This is a genomic window from Serratia sp. CY31944, from assembly GCF_052169175.1.
Taxonomy (GTDB): domain Bacteria; phylum Pseudomonadota; class Gammaproteobacteria; order Enterobacterales; family Enterobacteriaceae; genus Serratia; species Serratia sarumanii.
The window spans coordinates 1-18,777 of record NZ_JBJNLG010000027.1; the positions used below are offsets into that span (position 1 = coordinate 1).

Genomic DNA, 18,777 nt, shown 5'->3' on the forward strand with positions numbered 1-18,777 from the left:
TCCGCGCCGCTCACCAGCGCGGTGGCGTCCGGCGTGCGGCGCACCTGCTGCTCGAACAGCGCCGCCAGCGTCTGATCCAGCGGGTAGTCACGCTCGGTGCGGTTCCAGCCATGCAGCAGATGCTCCCGTTCGGCGGGCGGCAACAAGTCGATATGGGATACTGACCGTGGGCTATTCAACGTCATCGCCCGCAGCGCCTGTACCAGGTAAACGCCGTAGCGTTCGGCGGTGGCGCGATCGAACAATGCCGTGGCGAAGTTCAGCGTACCGCTGATGCCTTCGCCGGTATCGGCCAGATCGAGCGTCAGATCAAACTTCGCCGCGCTGTATTCCAGCCCGGCCAGCTCGGCCTGCAGCCCAGGCAGCGGAATATCGCGCACCGAGCCGTCCTGCCAGGCCAGCATCACCTGGAACAGCGGGGTATAGCCCAAGTGGCGCGGCGGATTGACCAGCTCCACCACCTGCTCGAACGGCAGATCGCGATTTTCCTGCGCCGTCAGCACCGTGTGGCGGATCCGCGCGATCAGCGTCGGCAGATCCGGATCGTCGCGAAGATCGATGCGCAGGGCCAGCGTGCTGACGAAGAAGCCAACCAGCGATTCGGTTTCCAGCCGGCCACGGTTGGCCTCCGGCGTGCCGATCACCAGCTCCTGCTGCCCGGCCATGCGCGCCAGCACCAGGCTCCAGGCCGCCAGCACCGTCATGAACAGCGTGCCGCCATGCTGCCGGCTGAACTGCCGCAGCGCCTGCGTCAACTCGGCGTCGATCGCGATCGGCACCTCCCCGCCGCTGAAAGACTGCACCGTCGGACGCGGCCGGTCAGTCGGCAGCGTCAGCAGCGCCGGCGCATCGCTCAGCGTTTCGCGCCAGTATTGCGCCTGCGCCGCCAACCGCTCCGGCGTCAGATAGCGACGCTGCCAGGCGGCATAATCCGGGTATTGCAGCGTCAGCGGCGGCAGCGGATCGGCATCGCCGCGACGCAAAGCGCCGTACAGCGCCCCCAGTTCACGCAGCAGAATGCCGGTCGACCAACCGTCGGAAATGATGTGATGACAGGTGAGCAGGAACAGGTGCTCCTCATCCGCCAGGCGGATCAGCGCGGCGCGCACCAGCGGCCCCTGCGTCAAATCAAACGGTTGAGTGGCCGCCTGACGGCACAGCGTGTCGGCTTGCGCGGGATGACGTCGCAGATCGTGGAACGCAAGCGGCAGCCCGTTTGCCGGCAAAATCTGCACCTGTGGCCGATCTTCCCGGGTGATGAACCGGCTACGCAGCGATTCGTGACGCGCATAGAGCGCATCCAGACTATGTTGCAGCGCCTGTCGGTCCAACCGGCCATGCAGCCGCAGCGCCAGGGGGATATGGTAGGTTTCGCTCATCCCCTCCAACTGGGTCAGGAACCACAGGCGTTGCTGGGCGAACGACAGGGGCAATTCGCCGTCGCGCGCCACCGGCAGTATCGGCAGCGGTTCCTGAGCCGGCGCAACCTCCAGCGTCTGCGCCAGCACGTGCAGTACCGGGCTGGCGAACAGCGCCTGCAACGGTAACTGCCATCCGGCCTGTTGCACGCGGTTAGCCAGGCGCACCGCCATCAGCGAATGCCCGCCCAGTTCGAAGAAGTGGTCATAGCGACCGACGCGCTCTACGCCCAGCAGCTCGCGCCAGATAGCCGCCAGCAGGTTTTCCGCCTCGCCCTGCGGCGGCGCATAGGCTTCACGCACATAGGCGTCGACCTGCGGCACCGGCAGAGCCCGCTTGTCCAATTTGCCGTTGCCGGTCAGCGGCAACGCCTCCAGCCAAACGTAAGCCACCGGCACCATATAATCCGGCAGCCGCGCCTGCAGATGCTGACGCAGCCCGGTCGCCAGCGTAGCGCGTTCGGCTTCCGGTGCCGGAACCACCCACGCCACCAGTCGCTTGCCCCCGTCGCCATCGTCAATCGCGTCCACGGCTACGCTGCGCACGCGCGGATCGGTACTCAGCTGAGCCTCCACCTCGCCGCATTCGATGCGGAAACCGCGGATTTTTACCTGCTGGTCATTGCGCCCCAGGTATTCGATATCGCCACCCGGCAGATAGCGCGCCAGATCGCCGGTACGATACATGCGCGCACCCGGCGCCCGGTTGAAAGGATCATCGAGAAAACGTTCCGCCGTCAATTCGGGCCGGTTCAGGTAACCCCGCGCCACCCCTTCGCCGCCGACGTACAGTTCGCCGATCGCCCCCATCGGCACCGGTTCGCCGTCGGCACCCAGCAGATACAAGCGCAAATCCGGGATGCGGCTGCCGATCGGACTGGTGGTGATCGCCGTATCCTGCGCCGACAGCGGCCGATAAGTCACATGCACCGTGGTCTCGGTGATACCGTACATGTTGATCAACCGTGTCTGCCGGTTCTCTGGACGAGCAAACCACGGCGCAAGATCGCAAGGCTTCAGCATTTCGCCACCAAACACGATCTCGCGTAGCTGCTGGCGCGCTTCGCTGTGCGCCTGAGCCTGGATAAAGGCTTTGAAGGCGCTCGGCGTCTGGTTCAATACCGTGATGCCGCTGCGGCAGACGAAATGATAAAAATCCGGCGCCGAGCGGGCGATCGCCTGCGGTACGATGAACAGCTGGCCGCCATACAGCCAGGCGCCCCAGATCTCCCAGACCGAGAAGTCGAAGGCGAATGAGTGGAACAGGCACCACCTGTCGGCGGCGCTGAAGTTGAACCAGGCGTTCGTCGCGCTGAACAACCGCGCGACCTGCCGGTGCTCCACCATCACCCCTTTGGGTTTGCCGGTCGAGCCGGAGGTATAAATCACATACGCCAGGTGCGCCGGGCGCACCCCGACGTCCTGCAGATCGTCGCTTTCCCCCGTCAGTGGCTGCTCCAGCGCCAGCACCGGCACCTCGCAGCCACCCAGCGCTTGTCGGCCGAGCTCATCCGCCAGCAGCAGCACCGGCGCTGAATCCGCCAGGATGTACTGTAGCCGCTCGCCGCTATAGGCGGGATCCAGCGGCACATAGGCGCCGCCGGCTTTGAGGATCCCCAGCAGCCCGACCAGCATCGGCAGCCCGCGCCCGGCACACAGCGCCACCAGGCTGTCCGGCTGCACGCCAAGCTGTACCAGCCGATGGGCCCAGCGGTTCGCCTGGGTATTCAATTCCGCGTAGGTCAGGCTGTCATCGCCATACGTCACCGCGATCGCCTCCGGCGTCCGTTTGACCTGTGCTTCGAACAACCGGTGCAGACAGGCCGTCGGCGAATGTGAAGCGACGGTGTGGTTGAGGCCCTGCAGCAACTGCGCGCGTTCTTCCTCGGAAACCAGACTGAGTTCGCCGACGGTGCGACGATGAGAACCCGCCCTCACCGCGTCGTTGAGCAGCATCAGCAGATGTTGCGTCGCCCGCAACATCTGCTCGTCAGCCACGGAGGCGGCGTCGTAGACCCAACGGAAAGCGCCGTCAGTCTTGCAGATTTGCAATACCGCGCGCGAGCCGGAAGCCATGATGGCGGCAACCCCCTCGTCTTCAGGCTGCAACCCCTGCGCCGAGCGCCGACTGACGATCGATACCGCCGTCGGCCAAGTCTGAGACGCTCGCAGGTCCGCATCGCGCGTCAGCAACGCGGGATGATAATCGGCATGAGCGCGCAGCTGGCTATATTCCTGTTCCAGCGCGGCCAACGCCTGCTGGAAATTGCCGGTGTGATCAACAGAGACCTGCAGCGGCAGCACGCGCGCGCTCAGGTGAGCCCAACGCCCCCAATTCCGATCGTCCGGGGTGATCCACCCCAGCTGAAAATCGGTTTCATTGCACATGCGCGCCAGATAAAGGGTTGCTGCCGCCAGCACCTGCTCGCCGGCAATTTTTTCCAGGCGCTGCCAGGCCGTCGCCTGCCAGCGTGCGGGAAGATCCGCCTGGCGGCCAGGCCCCGGCGGGAACGGTGCCGGATAATAACGCGTCAGGCGCGGTTGCCAAAAAGCGGCGCTATCGGCGCTGGCGCCATACGCCGCGCCTAACAGCGAGGCTTCGGCAGCGTTAATCGTCGGCAAGACCGAGCCGACAGACAGGCCGCAGGCCTGCGCCAGCGCATCGCCTGGCTGAGTCGAGCCGTCGGCGCGCAAGAACGGCCCGACGCGCACCACGCCGGGGTTCGCGGCAATCACCCAGCCGTCGGCCTCGACGTGCAGCAGGGTACCGGGTTCGGCCTGCCGCTCATCGCTCATCGCCTGCAGCGCCGTCACGCCCAACACGCGCTCCGCCAGCAGCATCTTCGCCGCGCATCCCGCGCCATGGCTCAGCGAGCTCACCAGGCGCTGCAGCGCCTCAGCCGGGCGATCCCAACGAATGATGCCGCCGGCAGGCGGTTGCCGACGGTTGGTGTAAAAGCTGCCGCCGGCCTCGGCATCCGCCAGCGCCGCCACTTGCCGATCCAACGCCTCGATCGTCCCCGCCGTTGATGCGTTCAGCGCCCGTAAAATAAACTGGAAACGGCGCTGCAAAACATCCAGATCGCCTAATGAATTTGCATAATCGGCGTCAGAAAAAGTGACGTCCAGCTCATTCGCCTGCTGGTCTTCATACAGCATAATCTGTAGATCGCCGGACGGAATATTCCCGCCATAATACCAACGGGTGCGGCACCCCCAGAAAGGATCGCCGTGGTCGAAAGAAACAATGTTAATTGAAGGGCCAAACCAGGCGGAATCCGTCGCGCCATTGTCACGCCGAATGTCCTCCCCACGATATAATTGATGACGAACCACTTTTGCTATTTCGGCCGCGACCTTTTGGATAAATTCGGCCAGACTCAGCTGGGGTTCAACCTTGATAATCAAAGGGACAACGTTAGAGGTCATACCAATACTGTTTCGTTCTCTCGTTCCGGTCACCGGCATGCTGAAATTAAGATATTCACTGCCAGTCAGGCTGTAGAAACATAATGCTACGGCGGCGGCCAATATATGTGCGCGGTGTACGCCGATATTGTCAGCTTGTTGCTGCAGCTGATCCAATGCCTCTTTTTCCAGCAGCTGCGTGTTGCGGTTCATCGCGGCGTCCGGGGTCAATATGGCTCTACGCGACAAACTCTGCGGCGCAGCGGCAGTATATTCCCGCCAAAAAGCCTGATCGGAAGAAAAGCGTGAGGAGTCGCGGTATTTGATGTCGTTTTCATAAAGCAGAGAGAAATTGCAGTTGGCGAATTCAGGGATGACGCCGCCGGACGCCAGCGCGTTATAGTAAGCCGCGATGCGCCGCATCACTTCCTCGGCACTGCGGCCGTCGGTGATCATATGGTGGAAACGCCGATAGAGGACATAGCGCTGCGGAGCGAGCGTAATCACATAAAAACTAAAAGGTTCCTCTCCCGTAGCGCGGCGCGGCAGCGCCGCATCCGCCGCCATCCAGCGTCTGGCCGCCTGCAGGGGATCGGGTTCCTTACTGAGATCGAGTGTGAACAGCGGCTCATGTGTGCGTGGCGCGCGGTATTGATAAAGCTCACCGTCTTTTTCCACAAAATGCGCTTGCAGAGCCGGCGTTTCTTCGACGATAGCATCGATGGCTTGCCGCAGCAGCTTAACGTCGAGAGGCCCGTCAACCTGCCCATAGCCCCAGATATTGAACGACAACTCTTTGGAAATATTTTCCCCCAGCCAGAGTTCACGCTGGGCGATAGTCATTTCATGCAGTTCGACTTTCTCCGCCGCGGCCTGAGCACCCGTACGGAGTTCCCCACTCTTCACATCAGTTTGTTTGTTCATAATATTCTCTAGCACGTTTTCATTACGTTAATGAAAGGGACCGTCCGGATTTAGGCAAAGCCTGGCCGTCCGACAGTTCAGGTCAGAATAAAAAAACCGTAGAAAAGTTGGGTCTCCCCCCAACTAAGAAAGGATGAAATGGTTAATCCAGAGGTTCCCCCTGTGCCTCAATTTGTTGAGCTGTGAAGTATAGGAGAGGATATTTTTTTTGGCGAAATGTGCGAAAGGGAATAAATGACCATTTTATTTCCCCGATATTACTCAGGGATGACGAGCGTATTCCGCTTGTATTAATCTGAGATAATTAGAGAGGAACTCATATTCTTTTGTATTATTCACCGCAGTTAATGTGCAGCAATGCTTACGATAAGAGCCTCTCCATATCAATAAGTTATACTTTATTGTTTTTATGATAATAATTTATTATTTAATTAATTCATTGGCATTTAAAATGAACGGCAATTTTGCTCGCGGCGCATCTATCGTTTTTTGTTATAACGATGGGAAAAATTATGCTGAAAAATTTCTTCGTTTTTTCGGGCGTCAATCAACGGCATCGTTCCCAATGCCAGACAACGTAAAACGGGGCGGCAGAGCCCGCCCCGAGAGGTCTTACCACATCAGCCGACCGATCAGCGGCGCGGCCACCACCGTGATAATGCCGGCCAACATCATCACCAGGCTCGACACCACGCCCTCCTGCGGCCCCAGTTCATAAGCGCGGGCGGTGCCGGCGCCGTGTGACGAGGCGCCAAACCCGGCTCCCTTGGCCAGGCGGCTGCGCACCGCCAGCCGCAGAAACAGAATGTCGCCCACCGCCATGCCGAACACCCCGGTGATCACCACGAACAGCGCCACCAGATCCGGCTGCCCGCCCATCTGTTTGGCGGCCTCCAGCGCGAACGGCGTGGTAATCGAACGCACCGCCAGGCTGCGCTGCACCTCTTCCGGTAGCGTCAGCAGGCGCGCCAGCCACACCGAGCTGTACACCGCCACCAGCACCGCCGTCGTTACCCCGGCGGTCAGCGACAGCCAGTGGCGGCGGATGATATGCAAATTCTCGTACACCGGCACCGCAAAGGCGATGGTCGCCGGCCCCAGCAGCCACAGCAGCCAGTGGGTTTCGCCGATATAGTCCTGATAGGAGATGTGGGTGACCACCAGCAGCAGCACCAGGATCATCGGCGTCAGCACCAGCGGCATCAGCAGTAACGTGCGGCGGCGGCGGTACAGCTTCTTGTTGGCGAAGTAGAGCGCCAGCGTCGCCAGAAAGCAGGCCAGGCTGAGGATAAAATCATTCATGGCGCTGCTTCCGCCGCTGCAGCCAAATCTCCAGCCGATACACCCTGTCCACCACCAGCCCGGTAGCGCCCAGCGTCAGCATGGTGCTGACCGCGATCACCAGAAAGATCTTCCAGCCCTCGACCATCAGCAGTTGGGCGTAGTTGACCACCGCCACCACCGCCGGCACGAAGAACAGCAGCATTTCCGCCAGCAGCCAGCGGGAGCCGGCCTTGACCCAGCTCAGCGGCAGAATGCGCAGCAGGATCAGCGCCAGCAGCATCAGCATGCCGACGATATTGGCGGGGAGCGGCAGGTGAAATTGTTGCACCAGGCGATCGGCGATCAGGAACAGCGCCGCATACAACGCCACCTGAATCGGCACCTGCAAACGGGTCAGCAGGGAGGGGGCAACGCGGCGTAACGCCAGAGACATGAAAGATGACCTCAAACAATAAATTGACGGCCTACAGTATACGCAGCCGGGAAACCACGCCTGAAATGAATTAAAATTATCGACATCATGCCGGCCGGGAATAGTTTCCCGCCGGTAGCGCCCTCAAGGAGAACCCTAACGTGGATGTCCGCACCCTGCGCTACTTCGTTGAAGTGGTGCGCCAGCAAAGCTTCACCCGCGCCGCAGAAAAACTGTTCGTCACCCAGCCCACCATCAGCAAGATGCTGCGGCATCTGGAAGAGGAGCTGGAATGCACGCTGCTGATCCGCGAAGGCCGCAAGCTGCGCCTGACCGACAGCGGCCAGGCGGTGTATCAGCGCGGCCTGACGATCCTCGACGAATTCCGCCAGTTGGAGGCGGAGCTGGAAGACATCAGCTCGGTGAAAAAAGGCGTGCTGCGGCTGGGCATTCCGCCGATGGTGGGCAGGCAGATCGCCGATCTGATCCGCCGCTTTCGCCAGACCTATCCCGGCATCGAATTGAAAATTTCCGAGCTGGGCGGGCTGTCGGTCGAACAGGCGGTGATGTCCGGCGAACTGGATCTGGCGATGACGGTGCTGCCCTTCGATTCGGAACAGCCGCTGACCTTTCTGCCGCTGCTGGGCCACCCGATGTGCGTGGTGGCGCCGCGCACGCCGCAGTGGCTCAACCGCACCCGCATCAATATCGCCGAATTGGCCGACAGCCCGATCCTGATTTATAACGAAGACTTTGCGCTGTACAAGATGCTGATGAAGGCGTTTCGCCAGGCCGGTTTTGAACCGCAAATCGCGGTGCGCAGCGGCCAATGGGACTTTCTCGCCTCGATGGTGCAGGCCGGCGTGGGCATCGCCATGCTGCCGGAGCCGGTCTGCCGCTGGCTGGACAAGGAAAACCTGGTCTGGCTGCCGCTGGAACCACGCATGGAGTGGAAAATCGGCCTGATCTGGCGCCAGGGCAGCTACCTGTCGCACAGCGCGCAGGCCTGGATCGCCTGCTGCCGCGACTACTGGCCGCCGCTCAAGTAGCCAAAAAACAAGGGCCGCACAGGCGGCCCTTCAGGACAGAAATAGAGAGGAAAAACGTTAATTCCTCGTCTGAAGCTTACCCTTCTCGTTCGATCAGCAGCGCTTCGAGCAAGTCGAGATCGTGCAGCAGTTTTTGCAGCGTCTCGTTGCTGATTTTCTGCGTGGCGCGCAGGTGGTACAGCTCGCCGCGCTCGGCGCGCAGCGCCGTCAGGCGGAAACGCCGCTCGAGGTTTTCCATCGCCAGCGCATTCTCGATGTCGTCTTTCGAGGCGATACGCCGCCGCAGCATGCCCGTCACCCGCGAGCTGACCTCTTTCAACACCTGCGGATCGAGGTTCTCTTCGGTATCGGCAACCAGGCGCTCTTCCATTTTATTCACGCTCTCGATCGCCACTTCGGCCGCCATGGCGATCGCCATGCGTTCTTCCTGCTTGCTGGCGCTCTTGTCGGCCACCTGCACGCCGCGCAGCAGCAGCGGCAACGCCAGCACGCCGACGATCAACGACAGCAGGATCACCCCGGCGGCGATAAACACCAGCTGATAGCGCGCCGGGAAGGCGGTGCCGTCGCTCAGCAACAGCGGTATCGACAGCACACCGGCCAGGGTAATCGCCCCGCGCACCCCGGCGAACGACGCCACCCACAGCTCACGCGTGCTGTAGTCGCCGAACTGCAGCGGGCGCTTTTTCATAAAGCGGTTGCTGGCCTTCTTCATTACCCACAGCCAGGTGAAACGCAGCACCAGCAGCGCGGCGTAGATGGTGGCCACGTCGGCGAACAGGTACCAGGTCTGGATGGTCGGATCCAGCTCCGCCTGCAGGATGGAGGTCTCAAGAATGCCCGGCAGCTGCAGGCCCAACATGATGAATACCATGCCGTTGAACACGAATTCCAGCATCGCCCACACGCTGTTGGCGCGCAGGCGCATCGCCAACGGCGCGTTGCGGATCACGCCGGATTGGCTGATGGTCATCCCCGCCGCTACCGCCGCCAGGATGCCGGAAACGCCGATATGTTCGGCGATCAGATAAGAAGCGAACGGCAGCAGCAGCAGGAACACGATCTGGGTCGCCGGATCGTCGCCGCTCCAGCGGCTCATCACCCGCAGCGATTTACTGTAGGTCCAGGTGACCGCCACGCCGGCCAGCAGGCCGCCGATCGCCACTTTGAGGAACTCGAGGGTTGCGCCGCCCACGGTGAACACCATGGTGCCCATCGCCACCGCGATGGCGAACTTGAGCGACACCAGGCCGGACGCGTCGTTCATCAGCGCCTCGCCTTCAAGCACGCCCATGATCGGCTTGGGAATGCGCCCTTTGCCGACGATGCCGGACAATGCCACGGCATCGGTCGGCGACAGCACCGCCGCCAGCGCGAAGGCTGCCACCAGCGGAATGCCCGGCACCATGGCGTAGATCAGATAGCCGACGCCGACCACGGTGATCAGCACCAGCACCAGCGCCAGGCCGAGAATTTCACGCCCGTGGTGCAGGAATTCGCGCGTCGGCGTTTTCCAGCCGTCGGCGAACAGCAGCGGCGGGATGAACAGCACCAGGAACAGTTCGGGATCAAAGTCGACGTGCAGCCCGAAATGCGGCCAGGCCAACAGGGCCCCGATGGCGATTTGCATCAGCGGCAGCGGCACCTGGAACGGCAACATGCGCGTCACCACCCCGGACAGGGAGACCACCAGGATCAAAATGAGGATTGTAAAAAAGATTTCCATGCTTTCCTTAGACTCTACGATTCAGACGACATCGGCTCAGGGCCTGCGTTGGTTCCGATAGTAGATCACTTTTTTTACAGCCGTTAAAGCTTGTTGTGCCTTTCAAAACGCGGTGCAGAGCAGAAGAAGACTTATCTTAAGAAGGGAATTGCCGTGACAGCTTCCCTCGCCCGCCGGGCGAGGGAAACCCGAGGGCTTAGATCGCCCAGCCGCCGGCGTAGAACGCCACCAGCGCCACGGCGATCAGCACAGTGCCGATGTTCAGCTTGCGCCATTCGCCGGAGAAGATGCGGCCGATGACCAGTGAGCTGAAGCCCAGCATGATGCCGGTAACGATGTTGCAGGTCAGCACGATGAACACCGCGCACAGCAGGCCGGCCATCGCGTCGACGAAGTCGTTGAAGTCCAGCTTGGTGACGTTGCTCAGCATCAGCAGGCCGACGTACATCAGCGCCGGTGCGGTGGCATAGACCGGCACCAGATAGGCCAGCGGCGACAGGAACAGGATCAGCAGGAACAGGATGCCGACCACGGTGGCGGTCAGGCCGGTCTTGCCGCCCGCGGCGGTGCCGGCGGCGGATTCGATGTAGACCGCGGCGGGCGCGGCGCCCACCAGGCCGGAGAAGATGCTGCTCAGGGAATCCGAGGTCAGCGCCTTGCCGCCGTTGATGATCTGGCCGTCTTTATCCAGCAGGTTGGCCTGGCCGGCTACCGCGCGGATGGTGCCGGTGGCGTCGAACACCGCGGTCATCACCAGCGCCAGCACGCTCGGCAACACCACCGGCTGCAACGCGCCCATGATATCCAGGCTGAAGATCAACGATTTGCCGTCCGCGTCCGCCAGGCTCGGCATGGCGAACAGCCCCTGGTATTTCACCGCCGGGTCGAAGATCAGGCCGATGATGGAAATGGCGATGATCACCAGCAAAATGCCGCCGGGCACGCGCAGTTTTTCCAGGCCGAAGATCACCGCCAGGCCAACCAGCGTCATTACCACCGGGAAGGAGGTGAACGCACCGAGCGCCACCGGCAGGCCATCCAGCGGATTCTTCACCACCAGGCCGACGCCGTTGGCGGCGATCAGCAGCAGGAACAGACCGATACCGATGCCGGTGCCGTGCGCCACGCCCATCGGCAGGTTGCGCAGGATCCAGGCGCGGATACCGGTGACCGAGATGACGGTAAACAGTACGCCCATCAGGAACACCGCGCCCAGCGCCACCGGAATGCTAATGTGCTGGCCCAGCACCAGGCTGAAGGCGGTGAAGGCGGTCAACGAGATCGCACAGCCGATCGCCATCGGCAGGTTAGCCCACAGCCCCATCAGCAGCGAGCCCAGACCGGCCACCAGGCAGGTGGAGACAAACACCGCCGCCGGCGGGAAGCCCGCTTTGCCCAGCATGCTCGGCACCACGATCACCGAGTACACCATCGCCAGGAAGGTGGTCAGCCCCGCCACCACCTCCTGGCGCACGCTGCTGCCGCGCGCGGAAATTTTAAAATAGCCATCAAGCCCGCCGGTTGGTTTTGCGGCGTGGTTCGCTTGAGAGTTCGACATAGGTTACTTCCCCTGTGTTTCATGAATCGGCCCGTCGCAGCAGGCCTGTAATCTCGCCCGCGCCCGATCGTCACGTAATCGTTTACGTCACGTTCCGCATCCGTGCCCTTCCGTCGCAGCGCCAACGGCGATGCGCACCAAGGCAAACGTTTAACTCGCAGCGCGCGGTACGGGTGATTTATGGTGGTTTATTCAAGGCAAACGATTATCCTGCCTTCCCTAGCGTCTAATCAACTAAAGATCGCGGCAATTTATGCAGAAAGCGGCGGAAATGGCGCCTGCACGATAAAACCGGGGCGACGAGCGCCCCGGCGAATTCCGTCACGGCGGGGTTATTGCGCCTGCGCCGCCGCGGGATCCATATACATCAATTCCCAGATATGGCCGTCCAGATCCTGAAAACCGTGGCCGTACATCACGCCGTAGTCCCGCGGCGGGTGGTAGGTGTTGCCGCCGCCGGCGACCGCCTTGCGCACCAGTTCGTCCACCGCCGCCCGGCTGGGCTGCGACAGGCACACCAGCACTTCGGTGGCCTGTTTGGCGTCGCCGATCGGGTTCGGGGTAAACACCCTGAATTTGTCATGGGTCAGCAGCATCACGTAAATCGTGTCGCTGACCACCATGCACGCGGCGGTGTCATCGGTAAATTGCGGGTTGAAAGTGAAACCCAGGCGGGTGAAAAAAGCCATCGAGGCGGGCAGATCGCGGACGGGCAGATTAACGAAGATTTGCGTAGCCATGGGCTACCTCCGATGAAGAATGACCCCATCGAGTATAGCCCATCCGGTTAACTCAGCAGGTCGTAAGGGCCGCCCTGCTCCAACGCCCGCTGGTAGGCGGGCCGGGCGTGAATGCGCTGCAGAAAACCGCGCAGTTTCGGGCAGTCATCCAACGCGCCGCGCGCCGCCATCGCCTCCAGCGGGAAGCTCATCTGAATGTCTGCCGCGCTGAAGTCGTTGCCGACGAACCAGCTGCCCTTGTTCAGGTGCTGCTCGAGATACTCGCAGTGCGGCGCGATCTGCTTGTCGAGATATTCGCGCTGCACGCCCTTGCCGATCGCGCCGGCCACCGGCCGCAGCAGCCAGGGGATCGGCGGCTGGCCGAGGCGGCTGAACACCAGTTTCATCACCAACAGCGGCATCAGCGATCCTTCGGCGTAGTGCAGCCAGTAGCGGTATTGCTGGCGCGCGTGGAAGTCGGTCGGCATGAACATCCCTTGCGCGTCATAGGCTTCCTGCAGGTATTCGATGATGGCGCCGGATTCCGCCAGCGTCAGATCGCCGTCGACGATCACCGGTGATTTGCCCAGCGGGTGGATCTTTTTCAGCGCCGCCGGCGCCAGCATGGTCTGCGGATCGCGTTCGTAGCGTTGCACCTGATAGGGCACGCCCAGCTCTTCCAGAAACCACAGAATGCGCTGCGAGCGCGAATGATTGAGATGATGAACAATGATCATAAAGAAGCTCCTGTCCGCTGCCACACCAGTTCGCCCACCTGCACGCCATTGCCGAGCTGCAAGGGCACCGTGCGCAACGTCAACCGATCGCCGCTGAAAGCGTAAAAACGCACCTGACGGCTGCCTACCCAGTTGGGGAACGAACAGCCTTCGACCTGATGCACCACCCGCTGCTCGCTTTCCTCCACCTGATAGCGGCCGAAGTAGCAAATCATATTGATGAAGGCCGCGCGGATCTCCCGCTCGGATCCCTGCGCCAAATCGTCGGCGGCGAAATGCGGCCGCACGGCGCTGTAAAGCTGCGCCGCCATCGTGCCGTTGGCCTCATAATGGATGCGCCCCAGCACCTGCTCGCCCAGCGGGTAATTCAGCTCGCCGTCCTGGTTCTCAAATGCCGAGGACACCAGCGCCCAGCTGCCGATAAATGCGTTTACCGTCATTACGCTTCTCCGGTTAAGGATCGTCTGTAAAGGGTAGTGGCGATTTTTACCGCGCGCCAGCGGATGAAAAAACAATCAGTTTATTTGACAGAGATACTCAAAACTCTCCGATTTTTTATTCCTGTCTGCCGCACTACTATTTAATACATCGAGAGACAACGGGCTCTCATCCAATCAATACGCTGAGGAATACATCATGAAAAACGTCAAAATTTTTGCTACCGCTGCGCTGCTGGCTACCGCTTCTTTCGCTACCTTCGCCGCTGACCTGCCGTCCAGCCAACCCGCTGCAGACGCCCAGAAAATCGGCGTAGTCTCCGTTAGCGGCGCCAGCAACCTGAGCGCGCTGGAAAGCGAACTGGCCAGCAAAGCCGCTGCGTCAGGCGCCAGCTCATACCGCATCGTCGCCGCCGGCGGCCAGAACAAACTGTACGGCACCGCAGAAATCTTCAACTGATCGTCGAACAGCCAATCGACGGAAGAAAGAAGCCCCGCAAGGGGCTTTTCTCGTTGTGGGCAGGCAAAGCTCTTTGTGAACAGTGGCCGCCAGACATTTCACCGATACTGGGAATAACGCCTTACCCTCACCCACTTTGGAGAAATAACATGACCACAGCACAACCTCTGCAAGGCAAAGTCGCGTTCGTCCAGGGCGGCTCACGCGGCATCGGCGCCGCCATCGTGAAACGGTTGGCGAGCGAAGGGGCCGCGGTCGCCTTTACCTACGCCGCCTCGGCCGATCGCGCCGAAGCGGTGGCAAGCGCCGTTACCGCCGCCGGCGGCAAAGCCCTCGCCATCAAGGCCGACAGCGCCGATGCGGCGGCGCTGCAGCAGGCGGTGCGCCAGGCGGTCAGCCAGTTCGGCAACCTGGATATTCTGGTGAACAATGCCGGGGTGTTTACGCTGGGCAGCACCGAGGAGCTGGCGCTGGACGATCTGGATCGCATGCTGGCGGTCAACGTGCGCAGCGTGTTCGTCGCCAGCCAAGAAGCGGCGCGCCACATGAACGACGGCGGCCGCATCATTCACATCGGCAGCACCAACGCCGAGCGCGTGCCGTTCGGCGGCGCGGCGGTGTATGCGATGAGCAAATCGGCGCTGGTCGGCCTGACCAAAGGCATGGCGCGCGATCTCGGCCCGCGCGGCATCACCGTCAATAACGTGCAGCCCGGCCCGGTAGACACCGAGATGAACCCGGACGCCGGTGAGTTCGCCGAGCAGCTCAAGCAGCTGATGGCGATCGGCCGCTACGGCAAAGATGAAGAGATCGCCGGCTTCGTCGCCTACCTCGCCGGCCCGCAGGCGGGTTATATCACCGGCGCCAGCCTGAGCATCGACGGAGGCTTCTCGGCGTAACCATCCCTGAAATGCAAAAAGCCCCGTGAAGGGGCTTTTTTTTGGCTGCAAACGGCCGGATATCAGAACGGGATATCGTCGTCGAAATCCATTGGCGGTTCGTTGCTGCTGGCCGCCGGAGCGCTGTTCTGCGCCGGGCGCGACTGCTGCTGGCCGCCGCTGAACTGGTTGCCGCCCTGTGGCTGCTGAGGCTGGCCCCAACCGCCCTGGCCGCCGGCAGATTGACCGGCCGGTGCGCCGCCGCCCTGACGGCCGCCCAGCATCTGCATGGTGCCGCCGACGTTAACCACGATCTCGGTGGTGTAGCGATCCTGGCCGCTCTGATCCTGCCATTTACGGGTCTGCAGGGAGCCTTCGATGTAGACCTGAGAGCCTTTACGCAGGTATTCGCCCGCCACTTCGGCCAGTTTGCCGAACAGCACGACGCGGTGCCACTCGGTCTTCTCTTTCTGTTCGCCGGTCGCCTTGTCACGCCAGCTTTCGGAGGTCGCCAGGGTAATGTTGGCCACTGCGCCGCCGTTCGGCATGTAACGGACTTCTGGATCCTGACCCAGATTCCCGACCAGAATTACTTTGTTTACGCCTCTGCTGGCCATGAGCACTTCTCCCGATGATTGATTTCTACACAGTATAAACGCGTCAGTTTACCACGCTGAGTGCGAAACCACACCCGTGTTGATAAGTGCGAATTGCATTCCAGAATTGTCTTTTCGATCGACCTTGTTGCATTCGCATACTGGATATTCATTCAGGTTTTTTTGTGTCATAATTATGCGTTTCGACCTGGCTGTGCCGGTTTTTTGCGAGATCCATCACAAAATCCCCCGCAAAAATCGCGACAGGCGCGGTGTATCATCAAGACGGGAAGTGTAAATGGACAATATCGAAGTTCGTGGTGCTCGAACCCATAATCTGAAAAACATCAACCTGATTATCCCGCGTGACAAACTGATCGTCGTCACCGGCCTGTCCGGTTCCGGCAAGTCATCGCTGGCTTTCGATACGCTGTATGCCGAAGGGCAACGCCGCTACGTCGAATCGCTCTCCGCCTATGCGCGCCAGTTCCTGTCGCTGATGGAAAAACCGGACGTCGATCATATCGAGGGCCTGTCGCCGGCGATCTCCATCGAGCAGAAATCCACCTCGCACAACCCGCGATCCACGGTCGGCACCATCACCGAAATCCACGACTACCTGCGCCTGCTGTTCGCCCGCGTCGGCGAGCCGCGCTGCCCGGATCACCATGTGCCGCTGGCGGCGCAAACCGTCAGCCAGATGGTCGATAACGTGCTGAGCCAGCCGGAAGGCAAGCGCCTGATGCTGCTGGCGCCGGTGGTGAAAGATCGCAAGGGCGAGCACACCAAAACGCTGGAAAACCTGGCCGCCCAGGGCTATATCCGCGCGCGCATCGACGGTGAAGTGTGCGATCTGTCCGATCCGCCGAAGCTGGAGCTGCAGAAGAAACACACCATCGAAGTGGTGGTCGACCGGTTCAAGGTGCGCGAGGACATGGCGCAGCGCCTGGCCGAATCGTTCGAAACCGCGCTGGAGCTGTCCGGCGGCACCGCGGTGGTGGCGGATATGGACGACGAGAAAGCGGACGAGCTGCTGTTCTCCGCCAACTTCGCCTGCCCGATCTGCGGCTACAGCATGCGCGAGCTGGAACCGCGCCTGTTTTCCTTCAACAACCCGGCCGGCGCCTGCCCAACCTGCGACGGCCTGGGCGTGCAGCAGTTCTTCGATCCGGATCGCGTGGTGCAAAACCCCGAGCTGTCGCTGGCCGGCGGCGCGATCCGCGGCTGGGATCGCCGCAACTTCTATTACTTCCAGATGCTGCGCTCGCTGGCGGAGCACTATGAGTTCGACGTCGAAGCGCCGTTCAACACCCTGAGCGCCGACGTGCAGAAGGCGGTGCTGAGCGGCTCCGGCAAAGAGTCGATCGAATTCAAATACATCAACGATCGCGGTGATACCACCGTGCGCCGTCATCCGTTCGAAGGCGTGCTGCACAACATGGAGCGCCGCTATAAAGAGACCGAATCCAGCGCGGTGCGCGAAGAATTGGCGAAGTTCATCAGCAACCGCCCTTGCGCCTCGTGCCACGGCACTCGCCTGCGCGAAGAAGCGCGCAACGTGTTCGTCGAAGACACCACGTTGCCGGAGATCTCCGATCTGAGCATCGGCCATGCGATGACCTTCTTCCAGAACATGAAGCTCAGCGGCCAACGCGCCAAGATCGCCGAAAAAGTGCTGAAAGAGATCGGCGATCGCCTGAAATTCCTGGTGAACGTCGGCCTGAACTACCTGTCACTGTCCCGCTCGGCGGAGACGCTCTCCGGCGGCGAAGCGCAGCGTATCCGTTTGGCCAGCCAGATCGGCGCCGGCCTGGTGGGCGTGATGTACGTGCTGGACGAGCCGTCGATCGGTCTGCACCAGCGCGACAACGAGCGCCTGCTGGAAACGCTGATCCACCTACGCAACCTCGGCAACACGGTGATCGTGGTGGAGCATGACGAAGACGCCATCCGCGCCGCCGACCACGTGATCGACATCGGCCCCGGCGCCGGCGTGCACGGCGGCCAGGTGGTGGCGGAAGGCACCGTCGACGATATCATGGCACAGCCGGACTCGCTGACCGGCCAGTTCCTCAGCGGCAAACGCGAGATCGCCATTCCGGCGCAGCGCGTGCAGGCCGATCCGACCAAGGTGCTGAAGCTGAGCGGCGCGCGCGGCAACAACCTGAAGGACGTGACGCTGACGCTGCCGGTCGGTCTGTTTACCTGCATCACCGGCGTTTCCGGCTCCGGCAAATCGACGCTGATCAACGATACGCTGTTCCCGATCGCCCAGCGCCAGCTCAACGGCGCCACCATCGCCGAACCGGCGCCGTTCCGCGAAGTGACCGGCCTGGAACATTTCGACAAGGTGATCGACATCGATCAGAGCCCGATCGGCCGCACGCCGCGCTCCAACCCGGCCACCTATACCGGCATTTTCACCCCGGTGCGCGAGTTGTTCGCCGGCGTGCCGGAATCGCGCAGCCGCGGTTATACGCCGGGCCGTTTCAGCTTCAACGTCAAGGGCGGGCGCTGTGAAGCCTGCCAGGGCGACGGGGTGATCAAGGTCGAGATGCACTTCCTGCCGGACATCTACGTGCCGTGCGATCAGTGCAAGGGCAAGCGCTATAACCGCGAAACGCTGGAAGTGAAGTACAAGGGCAAGAGCATCCACGAAGTGCTGGAGATGACCATCGAAGAAGCGCGCGAGTTCTTCGACGCGGTGCCGGCGCTGGCGCGCAAGCTGCAGACCCTGATGGATGTCGGGCTGTCCTACATCCGCCTCGGCCAGTCGGCCACCACGCTCTCCGGCGGTGAGGCGCAGCGCGTCAAGCTGGCGCGCGAGCTGTCGAAGCGCGGCACCGGCCAGACGCTGTATATCCTCGACGAACCGACCACCGGCCTGCACTTCGCCGATATCCAGCAGCTGTTGGCGGTGCTGCATCAGCTGCGCGATCAGGGCAACACCATCGTGGTCATCGAGCATAACCTGGACGTGATCAAGACCGCCGACTGGATCGTCGATCTGGGGCCGGAAGGCGGCAGCGGCGGCGGCGAGATCCTGGTCGCCGGCACGCCGGAAACCGTGGCCGAGTGTGAAAAATCGCACACCGCACGCTTCCTGAAACCGCTGTTGAAGCCGTAGTGCCGGGGGGGGGGGGGGGGGGGGGGGGGGGGGGGGGGGGGGTG

13 protein-coding genes are annotated in these 18,777 nt (G+C 61.8%); 4 read left to right on the forward strand and 9 right to left on the reverse strand.

The features are described from left to right. The 3 genes from ACJ8IN_RS22580 to ACJ8IN_RS22590 all read right to left on the reverse strand — a co-directional run. On the reverse strand, positions 1–5,750 hold a 5,750-nt coding region (locus tag ACJ8IN_RS22580), incomplete at its 3' end, for an amino acid adenylation domain-containing protein (RefSeq protein WP_442519526.1). A 612-nt stretch (positions 5,751–6,362) separates the two neighbouring features. Then, positions 6,363–7,052: an LrgB family protein gene (locus tag ACJ8IN_RS22585; RefSeq protein ID WP_004936833.1), complete on the reverse strand. Its 690-nt coding sequence runs from the start codon at positions 7,050–7,052 to the stop codon at positions 6,363–6,365. After that, positions 7,045–7,467, reverse strand: coding sequence for a CidA/LrgA family protein (locus ACJ8IN_RS22590; RefSeq protein ID WP_004936830.1), 423 nt, complete (start codon positions 7,465–7,467; stop codon positions 7,045–7,047). Before ACJ8IN_RS22590 ends, ACJ8IN_RS22585 begins: the two co-directional genes overlap by 8 nt. A 140-nt stretch (positions 7,468–7,607) precedes the next feature. On the opposite strand from ACJ8IN_RS22590, the gene ACJ8IN_RS22595 reads away from it, so the two are divergent. Continuing rightward, positions 7,608–8,495: a LysR family transcriptional regulator gene (locus ACJ8IN_RS22595; RefSeq protein WP_025304429.1), complete on the forward strand. Its 888-nt coding sequence runs from the start codon at positions 7,608–7,610 to the stop codon at positions 8,493–8,495. A gap of 76 nt (positions 8,496–8,571) precedes the next feature. Here ACJ8IN_RS22595 and ACJ8IN_RS22600 read toward each other — a convergent pair whose 3' ends face one another. The 5 genes from ACJ8IN_RS22600 to ACJ8IN_RS22620 all read right to left on the reverse strand — a co-directional run bounded on the left by ACJ8IN_RS22600 (position 8,572) and on the right by ACJ8IN_RS22620 (position 13,675). Further along, a complete protein-coding gene (locus ACJ8IN_RS22600) occupies positions 8,572–10,221 on the reverse strand; it encodes a Na+/H+ antiporter (RefSeq protein ID WP_033636184.1) in 1,650 nt (549 codons plus the stop codon). A 196-nt stretch (positions 10,222–10,417) separates the two neighbouring features. After that, on the reverse strand, positions 10,418–11,779 hold the full coding sequence (locus ACJ8IN_RS22605) for an NCS2 family permease (protein WP_033636185.1): 1,362 nt from the start codon (positions 11,777–11,779) through the stop codon (positions 10,418–10,420). Between the two features lie 332 nt (positions 11,780–12,111). Further along, on the reverse strand, positions 12,112–12,519 hold the full coding sequence (locus tag ACJ8IN_RS22610; RefSeq protein ID WP_039569623.1) for a VOC family protein: 408 nt from the start codon (positions 12,517–12,519) through the stop codon (positions 12,112–12,114). 47 nt (positions 12,520–12,566) lie between these two features. Beyond that, positions 12,567–13,235 (reverse strand): glutathione S-transferase family protein, encoded by a 669-nt coding sequence (locus tag ACJ8IN_RS22615; RefSeq protein WP_033649718.1) that lies wholly within the window; start codon positions 13,233–13,235, stop codon positions 12,567–12,569. Beyond that, positions 13,232–13,675, reverse strand: a complete 444-nt coding sequence (locus tag ACJ8IN_RS22620; RefSeq protein WP_060425024.1) for a lipocalin-like domain-containing protein — start codon at positions 13,673–13,675, stop codon at positions 13,232–13,234. Before ACJ8IN_RS22620 ends, ACJ8IN_RS22615 begins: the two co-directional genes overlap by 4 nt. 196 nt (positions 13,676–13,871) lie before the next feature. On the opposite strand from ACJ8IN_RS22620, the gene bhsA reads away from it, so the two are divergent. Next, positions 13,872–14,132 carry a multiple stress resistance protein BhsA gene (gene bhsA / locus ACJ8IN_RS22625; protein WP_033636189.1) on the forward strand — a complete coding sequence of 87 codons (261 nt, stop codon included), beginning with the start codon at positions 13,872–13,874 and terminating at the stop codon, positions 14,130–14,132. Between the two features lie 149 nt (positions 14,133–14,281). Beyond that, on the forward strand, positions 14,282–15,031 hold the full coding sequence (locus tag ACJ8IN_RS22630) for a 3-oxoacyl-ACP reductase family protein (protein ID WP_039569629.1): 750 nt from the start codon (positions 14,282–14,284) through the stop codon (positions 15,029–15,031). Positions 15,032–15,093: 62 nt separating this feature from the next. Here the strand turns inward: ACJ8IN_RS22630 and ssb1 are convergent, their stop codons facing one another. Continuing rightward, a complete protein-coding gene (gene ssb1, locus ACJ8IN_RS22635) occupies positions 15,094–15,627 on the reverse strand; it encodes a single-stranded DNA-binding protein SSB1 (RefSeq protein ID WP_033654707.1) in 534 nt (177 codons plus the stop codon). 277 nt (positions 15,628–15,904) lie between these two features. Between ssb1 and uvrA the strand changes: the two genes are divergently transcribed. Continuing rightward, complete coding sequence (gene uvrA, locus ACJ8IN_RS22640) at positions 15,905–18,733, forward strand: excinuclease ABC subunit UvrA (protein WP_033636192.1); 2,829 nt, start codon at positions 15,905–15,907, stop codon at positions 18,731–18,733. Positions 18,734–18,777: the final 44 nt, after the last annotated feature.

Excerpts from the sequence above, each read along its gene's own strand:
- ACJ8IN_RS22585 (WP_004936833.1), bottom strand. The coding sequence starts at position 7,052 with ATGAATGATTTTATCCTCAGCCTGGCCTGCTTTCTGGCGACGCTGGCG.
- ACJ8IN_RS22590 (WP_004936830.1), bottom strand. The coding sequence starts at position 7,467 with ATGTCTCTGGCGTTACGCCGCGTTGCCCCCTCCCTGCTGACCCGTTTG.
- ACJ8IN_RS22600 (WP_033636184.1), bottom strand. The coding sequence starts at position 10,221 with ATGGAAATCTTTTTTACAATCCTCATTTTGATCCTGGTGGTCTCCCTG.
- ACJ8IN_RS22605 (WP_033636185.1), bottom strand. The coding sequence starts at position 11,779 with ATGTCGAACTCTCAAGCGAACCACGCCGCAAAACCAACCGGCGGGCTT.
- ACJ8IN_RS22610 (WP_039569623.1), bottom strand. The coding sequence starts at position 12,519 with ATGGCTACGCAAATCTTCGTTAATCTGCCCGTCCGCGATCTGCCCGCC.
- ACJ8IN_RS22615 (WP_033649718.1), bottom strand. The coding sequence starts at position 13,235 with ATGATCATTGTTCATCATCTCAATCATTCGCGCTCGCAGCGCATTCTG.
- ACJ8IN_RS22620 (WP_060425024.1), bottom strand. The coding sequence starts at position 13,675 with ATGACGGTAAACGCATTTATCGGCAGCTGGGCGCTGGTGTCCTCGGCA.
- bhsA (WP_033636189.1), top strand. The coding sequence starts at position 13,872 with ATGAAAAACGTCAAAATTTTTGCTACCGCTGCGCTGCTGGCTACCGCT.
- ACJ8IN_RS22630 (WP_039569629.1), top strand. The coding sequence starts at position 14,282 with ATGACCACAGCACAACCTCTGCAAGGCAAAGTCGCGTTCGTCCAGGGC.
- ssb1 (WP_033654707.1), bottom strand. The coding sequence starts at position 15,627 with ATGGCCAGCAGAGGCGTAAACAAAGTAATTCTGGTCGGGAATCTGGGT.
- uvrA (WP_033636192.1), top strand. The coding sequence starts at position 15,905 with ATGGACAATATCGAAGTTCGTGGTGCTCGAACCCATAATCTGAAAAAC.